Genomic DNA, 2,849 nt, shown 5'->3' with positions numbered 1-2,849 from the left:
ATTTTGAATTGACTAAATAGGTCAAGCTACAAAGGGCGCATGGTGAATGCCTTGGCATCAGGAGCCGATGAAGGACGTGATAAGCTGCGATAAGCTTCGGGTAGGCGCACATAGCCAGAGATCCGGAGATTTCCGAATGAGGGAACTCACATGGGTGAACCCCATGTATCATATAGTGAATACATAGCTATATGAGGGTAACCTAGGGAACTGAAACATCTAAGTACCTAGAGGAAGAGAAAGAAAAATCGATTTTCTTAGTAGCGGCGAGCGAAAAGGAAAGAGCCCAAACCAAAGATTTATCTTTGGGGTTGCGGACAGAACATTAACTTAGGAGGCTATTGTAACAGAACACAACTGGAAAGTTGGACCGTAGAAGGTAATAGTCCTGTATGTGAAACGAGAAGACCTAAAGTTCTGATCCAGAGTACCACGAGACACGTGAAACCTTGTGGGAAGCAGGGAGGACCACCTCCCAAGGCTAAATACTACCTGATGACCGATAGTGAAGCAGTACCGTGAGGGAAAGGTGAAAAGAACCCCGGGAGGGGAGTGAAATAGAACCTGAAACCGTGTGCCTACAACCGGTCAAAGCCCCTTATGAGGGTGATGACGTGCTTTTTGTAGAACGAGCCAACGAGTTACGGTATGTAGCAAGGTTAAGTACTTAAGGTACGGAGCCGAAGGGAAACCAAGTCTTAATAGGGCGACTAGTTGCATGCTGTAGACCCGAAACCGGGTGACCTATCCATGGCCAGGTTGAAGCGAGGGTAAAACCTCGTGGAGGACCGAACCACGTTGCTGTTGAAAAAGCATGGGATGAGCTGTGGATAGCGGAGAAATTCCAATCGAACTCGGAGATAGCTGGTTCTCCTCGAAATAGCTTTAGGGCTAGCGTCGAATGTGAGTAGTGGAGGTAGAGCACTGAATGGGCTAGGGGGCATAGCGCTTACCGAACCTTATCAAACTCCGAATGCCACATACTTTTAGTTCGGCAGTCAGACTACGAATGATAAGATCCGTGGTCAAAAGGGAAACAGCCCAGATCGTCAGCTAAGGTCCCAAAGTGTAAGTTAAGTGGGAAAGGATGTGGGATTTCTAAGACAACTAGGATGTTGGCTTAGAAGCAGCCACTCATTGAAAGAGTGCGTAATAGCTCACTAGTCGAGAGATCCTGCGCCGAAAATGTAACGGGGCTAAACTTACCACCGAAGCTACGGGTTCACACTTAGTGTGAGCGGTAGAGGAGCGTTGTAATCGGGCTGAAGTCGTACCGTAAGGAGCGGTGGACTGATTACAAGTGAGAATGTTGGCATCAGTAGCGAGATGTAGGTGAGAATCCTACAGGCCGAATATCTAAGGTTTCCTCAGGAAGGTTCGTCCGCTGAGGGTTAGTCGGGACCTAAGCCGAGGCCGAAAGGCGTAGGTGATGGACAATCGGTTGATATTCCGATACCACTATAATCGTTATTATCGATGGTGTGACGGAGAAGGATAGGATGTGCTAACTATTGGATGTTAGTCTAAGCGTTTAGGGAGTTAAGGTAGGCAAATCCGCTTTAACAATCCTGAGGCGTGATGGGGAAGGTTCTACGGAACCGAAGTATCTGATTCCATGCTTCCAAGAAAAGCATCTAGAGAGAGAAGTAGTGCCCGTACCGCAAACCGACACAGGTAGATGAGGAGAGAATCCTAAGGCCGGCGGAAGAATTGCAGTTAAGGAACTAGGCAAATTGACCCCGTAACTTCGGGAGAAGGGGTGCCTGCGAGAGCAGGCCGCAGAGAATAGGCCCAAGCAACTGTTTAGCAAAAACACAGGTCTCTGCTAAAGCGAAAGCTGATGTATAGGGGCTGACGCCTGCCCGGTGCTGGAAGGTTAAGGGGAACACTTAGCGCAAGCGAAGGTGTGAACTTAAGCCCCAGTAAACGGCGGCCGTAACTATAACGGTCCTAAGGTAGCGAAATTCCTTGTCAGGTAAGTTCTGACCCGCACGAATGGCGTAATGACTTGGGCACTGTCTCAACTGCAAATCCGGCGAAGTTGTAGTGCGAGTGAAGATGCTCGCTACCCGCGATTGGACGGAAAGACCCCGTAGAGCTTTACTGTAGCTTAGCATTGAATTTCGGTATTATCTGTACAGGATAGGTGGGAGACTGGGAAGTTAGGACGTCAGTCCTAATGGAGTCATCCTTGGGATACCACCCTGATATTACTGGAATTCTAACAGGACGCCATGAAACTGGTGACTGGACATTGTTAGGTGGGCAGTTTGACTGGGGCGGTCGCCTCCTAAAAAGTAACGGAGGCGCCCAAAGGTTCCCTCAGAACGGTCGGAAATCGTTCGAAGAGTGCAAAGGCAGAAGGGAGCCTGACTGCGACACCCACAAGTGGAGCAGGGACGAAAGTCGGGCTTAGTGATCCGGTGGTACCTCGTGGGAGGGCCATCGCTCAACGGATAAAAGCTACCTCGGGGATAACAGGCTGATCTCCCCCAAGAGTTCACATCGACGGGGAGGTTTGGCACCTCGATGTCGGCTCGTCGCATCCTGGGGCTGAAGTAGGTCCCAAGGGTTGGGCTGTTCGCCCATTAAAGCGGCACGCGAGCTGGGTTCAGAACGTCGTGAGACAGTTCGGTCCCTATCCGTCGCGGGCGTAGGAAATTTGAGAGGAGCTGTCCTTAGTACGAGAGGACCGGGATGGACTGACCTCTGGTGTACCAGTTGTTCTGCCAAGAGCATAGCTGGGTAGCTAAGTCGGGAAGGGATAAACGCTGAAAGCATCTAAGCGTGAAGCCCACCTCAAGATGAGATTTCCCATAGCGTAAGCTAGTAAGACCCCTTGAAGAACA

The 2,849-nt window shown here is 50.1% G+C and carries 1 rRNA gene; it reads left to right on the top strand.

Annotation, left to right across the window (positions count from 1 at the left end):
- Positions 1–19: 19 nt before the first annotated feature.
- Positions 20–2,849 (top strand): 23S ribosomal RNA (locus O212_RS0100005); the annotation flags it as partial.

Source organism: Clostridium sp. Ade.TY (assembly GCF_000498355.1).
In the GTDB taxonomy this organism is placed as follows: Bacteria; Bacillota; Clostridia; order Clostridiales; family Clostridiaceae; genus Clostridium.
Note: the sequence above shows the minus strand (reverse complement) of the source record. Positions and strands in the feature narration are given on the sequence as shown.